The organism is Cellulophaga sp. (genome assembly GCF_039943695.1).
In the GTDB taxonomy this organism is placed as follows: domain Bacteria; phylum Bacteroidota; class Bacteroidia; order Flavobacteriales; family Flavobacteriaceae; genus Cellulophaga.
In genome coordinates, this window is record NZ_JBDVAA010000173.1 from 1 (window position 1) to 5,408 (window position 5,408).

General features: G+C 31.2%; 8 protein-coding genes. 3 read left to right on the forward strand and 5 right to left on the reverse strand.

What is annotated here, in order from left to right; all coding sequences use genetic code 11:
* Positions 1-1,378, forward strand: a 1,378-nt coding sequence (locus ABJD66_RS11500; RefSeq protein ID WP_348131651.1) for an RQC domain-containing protein, incomplete at its 5' end; no start/stop codon positions are given.
* Positions 1,379-1,439: 61 nt separating this feature from the next.
* Here ABJD66_RS11500 and ABJD66_RS11505 read toward each other — a convergent pair.
* From ABJD66_RS11505 to ABJD66_RS11515, 3 genes are read right to left on the reverse strand one after another with little or no spacing between them, the layout of a single operon-like run.
* Entirely contained in the window at positions 1,440-1,760 is a 321-nt protein-coding gene (locus tag ABJD66_RS11505) for a CCC motif membrane protein (protein WP_348131654.1), read from the reverse strand.
* A 14-nt stretch (positions 1,761-1,774) separates the two neighbouring features.
* Complete coding sequence (locus tag ABJD66_RS11510; protein ID WP_348131657.1) at positions 1,775-2,104, reverse strand: CCC motif membrane protein; 330 nt, start codon at positions 2,102-2,104, stop codon at positions 1,775-1,777.
* 17 nt (positions 2,105-2,121) lie between these two features.
* Entirely contained in the window at positions 2,122-2,421 is a 300-nt protein-coding gene (locus tag ABJD66_RS11515; RefSeq protein WP_348131660.1) for a DUF2752 domain-containing protein, read from the reverse strand.
* A gap of 112 nt (positions 2,422-2,533) precedes the next feature.
* Between ABJD66_RS11515 and ABJD66_RS11520 the strand changes: the two genes are divergently transcribed.
* Complete coding sequence (locus ABJD66_RS11520; protein ID WP_100895608.1) at positions 2,534-3,079, forward strand: Smr/MutS family protein; 546 nt, start codon at positions 2,534-2,536, stop codon at positions 3,077-3,079.
* A gap of 6 nt (positions 3,080-3,085) precedes the next feature.
* Here ABJD66_RS11520 and ABJD66_RS11525 read toward each other — a convergent pair whose 3' ends face one another.
* The gene (locus tag ABJD66_RS11525; RefSeq protein WP_348131664.1) at positions 3,086-3,592 is read right to left on the reverse strand and encodes a hypothetical protein; all 507 of its coding nucleotides are present in this window, start codon (positions 3,590-3,592) and stop codon (positions 3,086-3,088) included.
* Between the two features lie 112 nt (positions 3,593-3,704).
* Here ABJD66_RS11525 and ABJD66_RS11530 point away from each other — a divergent pair, with 112 nt between their 5' ends.
* Entirely contained in the window at positions 3,705-4,853 is a 1,149-nt protein-coding gene (locus tag ABJD66_RS11530) for a cysteine desulfurase family protein (protein ID WP_348131667.1), read from the forward strand.
* On the opposite strand, the gene ABJD66_RS11535 is transcribed toward ABJD66_RS11530, so the two are convergent.
* On the reverse strand, positions 4,850-5,408 hold a 559-nt coding region (locus ABJD66_RS11535; RefSeq protein ID WP_348131670.1), incomplete at its 5' end, for a hypothetical protein. The two genes, ABJD66_RS11530 and ABJD66_RS11535, sit on opposite strands and share 4 nt — an antisense overlap.

Consider the following 5,408-nt stretch of genomic DNA (forward strand, 5'->3'; position numbering starts at 1 on the left):
ATCTCGTTACCAAGATATGTTCTTAATGGAAGAGGTAGATGTTGTGGTTGCAACTATTGCCTTTGGTATGGGTATAGATAAACCAGACGTACGTTTTGTAATACATCATGATATTCCAAAAAGTTTAGAGAGTTACTATCAAGAAACTGGTAGAGCTGGTAGAGATGGAGGAGAAGGGCATTGTTTGGCTTTTTATTCTTATAAAGACATAGAAAAGTTAGAGAAGTTTATGTCTGGTAAACCGGTTGCAGAACAAGAAATTGGTAATGCACTACTACAAGAAGTTGTTGGTTTTGCAGAAACATCTATGTCTCGTAGAAAATTTATTCTTCATTATTTTGGAGAAGAATTTGATGAGGTAAATGGCGAAGGTGCAGATATGGATGATAATACCCGCACACCAAAAGAAAAAGTAGAAGCTAAAGAAAATGTGGCTAAACTTATAGGTGTTGTACAGGGAACTAAAGAAAAATTTAAGTCTAAAGAAATAGTAAATACTTTAATAGGTAAAAAAAATGCATTAATATCATCTCATAAAACAGATGAAAAACCATTTTTTGGCATAGGTAAAGATAAAGATGCTGGTTATTGGATGGCTTTAATACGCCAAACATTAGTAGCTGGTTATTTAAAAAAGGAGATAGAACAATACGGTATTTTACGTGTAACTCCAGCCGGAGCAGATTACGTTATAAAACCTACCACTTTTTTAATGACAAAAGATCATGTGTACAGTCAAGAGAATGATGATGCTATTGTTAGTGCAGCAAAAAGCTCAGGCGGTGTAGCAGATAAAGAATTATCGTTGTTATTAAAGCAATTAAGAAAATCCGAAGCTAAAAAACACGGTGTACCTCCGTTTGTAGTATTTCAGGATCCTTCTATAGAGGATATGGCGCTTAAGTATCCAATTAATATGGAGGATATGCTTAACATACACGGTGTAGGTGAAGGTAAAGCAAAAAAATATGGAAAACCATTTTTAGCACTTATTACAAAATATGTAGATGATAATGATATTGTTCGTCCAGATGATTTGGTTGTTAAAAGTACAGGTGCAAATTCAGCTTTAAAATTATACATTATACAAAATGTAGACCGTAAGTTGCCATTAACAGATATAGCAGACGCTAAAGGTTTAGAGTTAGCAGAGCTGATAAAAGAGATGGAACAAATAGTATATAGTGGTACAAAACTAAATATTACTTATTGGGTAGATGAAACTTTAGATGAAGACCAACAAGAGGAAATACATGATTACTTTTTAGAAGCAGAGTCAGACAATATAGATACTGCCATAGAGGAGTTTGATGGTGACTATGAAGATGAAGAGTTACGTTTGTACAGAATAAAATTTATTAGCGAAGTGGCTAACTAGTTTAAGAATAAGTTTAAAGTAAAAAATCCCCAAAACATATGTTTTGGGGATTTTTTTATAATTAATATTGCATGTTGTTAGCACCTTCAATACCTGCTAAACCTATAAACGCAAGTATTGGACCAAAGAATAATAATATAACTATAAGCCATATAAATGCAATTACAAAGCTAATGATAGATAATACCTTACCTGTATTAGCGTTACTGTAATTAATATACTTTTCTGGGTTTTCTTTGTATATTTTTGTAGCTTTATTAGCTTTAACTATACTTATAATAGAGAATATAACTCCAAAAGGTCCGCAGCAAATAGCTGTAGTAACCAAACCAATTATTCCCATTGTTAAGGCGCCACTAGCGCCTGGTAATTCTTCTTTCATAGTTCTATTGTCTGTTATTGATTGTAGCCTTTGTTAAAACCTTTCATAAACTCATCCATCATTTCATCATAAGCACCTGTAGATTTAAAGAATATGTATAGTCCTACTATTATTAAACTTAATACTAAACCAATAATAGAAACAATTTTAGCGGTTTTTAACTGTCCAAAATTAGAATATTCTTCTGGATTTTCTTGGTAGGTTTTAGTGTCTTTATTTATTAAGAATAGAGCTATACCAGAAAAAAGTATACCTCCAAATCCAGAAGAGCAGCAGCATCCTACATAAGAAATTATTCCTAATACTAAGGCAATAGTAACGTTTGGTAATTTTTGTTGTTCCATAATTTTAATGTAATTGGTTAAATAAATTTATTAATGTAGTTGGTGAATATTATTACAAAATTGATCGCCAATAATGTAATAATAATCTTGTTTGCATATTTTATTTTGTAAAAGTGGTTAATCCCTATAAAACCAAAAAGAATGATTAGTGTATAAATTGCTGGGTACATTTTAAATGCAGCTATAAAATCTCCATGCAATATTAAAGACAGCGATCTTTGTATGCCGCAACCAGGGCATTCAACGCCAAAGTACTTCTTATTTAAACAAGGAAACATATATTCATTAATATTGAACTCTAATCTTGGTAGCAGCATTTAGACTTGTAATCTATTTTTGAACTGGAAAAATACTACTATTTTTGTGGAAAGAAAATAAACGTCTTATTATTTTTTAAAAATTAAAGGATAAAAGATGTAAATATTAGATATGAAAAATTTTAACATTGGTGATAAGGTAGAGGTTTTAGATGACACTATTTCTGGGGTAGTTACTGCTGTAGTTGGTGGTAATATTACTATTGAAACTGATTTGGGTTTTGAAATATCTTATCTAGAGAAAGAGCTAATTAAAATTGCAAATGCAGATACAATAAGAGTATCTAATTATGAAGTAGCTAAAATTAAACAAGAAAAAGAACAACCAAAACGTAAAAATAAGCCTGCTATAAAACCAAAAGAGCGTAATATTCCCAAGATGGAAGTTGATTTGCATATTAATCAACTTGTAAAGTCAAGCAAAGGAATGGGTAATTTTGATATGCTTAATTTACAGCTAGAAACTGCTAAACGCCAATTAAACTTTGCTATTCAAAAAAGAATACAAAAAGTTGTTTTTATACACGGAGTGGGTGAGGGAGTGCTTAAGGAAGAATTGCAATACCTGTTTAATAAATATGATAATTTAAAATTTTACGATGCAGATTATCAAAAATATGGATTAGGAGCTACCGAAGTTTATATTTATCAGAATTAAAATTTATTATTGAGGAACAGTAGTTGTTATCACTGCAAAATCTTCAATATTTAAATTTGTAATACGTGATCCATCACCTGTATCTAATGTAATGTCTTTAAGTTTTATGGTGTGTACAAAAGTACCAGCTGTTTCTCCGGCGACAGTATTTATAGTAACAGTACCTGCTGTGGCATTAATTTCTTCAGCTACACTAGGTGTTGCAGGTGGTGGAGAATCACAAAAGTAATTGCTGGTAACAGTTCCAGAAAAAGTTCTGTATGCTAGTTTAGATGCTGTTGGTATGGTACTTGTTATTTCCTCGGTAGAAGTTTCATTTTTTAATAAGCCAGATGCTAATGTTAGTATTAAAGCCTCATTGCTATTTATTTTAAAAAATAAATTAGTATCAACAGTTAGTGTACCACAGTTTTGAGCAGCAACAGTACTAAAGTCTAAAGTTTCAATTTGCAAGTCACCATCACTACAAGATAATAATGTAAAAAGTGCGCTAAAAAGGAAATATTTCTTCATACTCCAAATGTAAAAGTTTTTCTTTTGATTAGTTGTAGTTTTTAACGTTTTTTAGAATTATTTAATTTTAAATCCCCTATTTTTGGGGGATTATAATTTTTGATAAATTCTGATGCAAAAAGTTTATTTAGATAGCGCAGCTACAACACAGGTTAGAGAGGAAGTTATTGCAAAAATGCAAGACGCTTTAGGAGAATGTTACGGAAACCCATCTTCTACACACAGTTTTGGTAGAACAGCTAAAACTGCTATAGAAAAAACGCGTAAAACAATAGCAAAGTACTTAAATGCTCATCCGGCAGAAATTATTTTTACTTCAGGTGGTACAGAAGCAGATAATATGATTTTACGTGCAGCAGTTAGAGATTTAGAGGTGCGTACTATTATTACATCAAAAATAGAACACCATGCCGTTTTACACACAGTAGAAGAGTTGGAAAAAGAGTATGGTGTTGCTTTGCATTATGTGAATTTAGATGTAAATGGTAATCCAGATTTAGAACATTTAAAAACATTACTAACACAAGACGAGACTAAAAAAATAGTAAGTCTTATGCACGTTAATAATGAAATAGGTAATAAGTTAGATATAGATGCTGTATGCGCATTGTGTAAAGAGTATAATGCACTTTTTCATTCAGATACAGTGCAATCTGTTGGGCACTATGCTTGGGATGTTCAACAAACTCCAATAGATTTTTTAACAGCAGCAGCGCATAAGTTTCACGGACCAAAAGGTATTGGCTTTGCTTATATTAAAAAGGATAAAAATATTAAACCTTTAATTTTTGGTGGTTCTCAAGAACGTGGATTTAGAGCAGGTACAGAACCTTATCATAATATAGTTGGTTTAGAGGAGGCTTTTGTTAGGTCTTATGATAACTTAACAGAAGAAAAAGCATACGTAACAGAGTTGAAGCAATATTTTATAGATAAAATTAAAACTGAAATTCCAGAAGTAAAATTTAACGGGTTATCTGGTGATATAGAAAAAAGTACCTATACATTGGTAAATGTAAACTTACCTGTAGATGAGAAAAAAGGGTTAATGCTTTTGTTTCATTTAGACTTAAAAGGTATTGGTTGTTCTAAAGGTAGTGCTTGTCAATCTGGTAGTAGCTTAGGGTCTCACGTGTTAACAGAGGTTTTATCTGCTGAAGATTTGCAAAAACCATCAGTACGTTTTTCTTTTTCTAAGTACAATACTAAGCAAGAGTTAGATTATACAATACAAGTTTTAAAAGAATTTATAGAGAGCTAGTTTTTCTTGCTCTTTTTAATTCTTTCTTTATCATAAGGAAATTTACGAGTAGCTTTTTTCATCATACCATCAATTAGGTCTATGGTGTTTTTACCAGTCTTCTTGTTAATTTCCTTTTCGTATTTCCAAAGTAATTTACCAGAATCTCCGTCACTGACTTTTATTCCAATACGCCCGTAATTGGCGTTTCCATCAAAATAATCAAAGAAATTAAAAGATGTAGAAACACCATTAGATAGTAGTACGTTTAAATCAATATTACCGCTTATAATTCCGTCTACATTTAAAAGTTTAGCTAATTCTTTTGTAGTGTGTATATCTATGTTTTTAAATGTAATGTTGTTTTTGGCTAATAGGGCGTTAGTATTTTTTATGTTCTGAAACTCTACTGCGTACTTCTTTTTCTTTTTACCTCTTAAAAAATAAGTTTCTAATGCATTTTGTACTGCATAGCCTTCTTTTTCTTTTAAAGCATTTAGCTCTTCATCTGTAATGTCATCTTTTAACTCTAAATTGGCTAAAAAAGGTATAATGGCAAGTATTTTATGGTCTTTA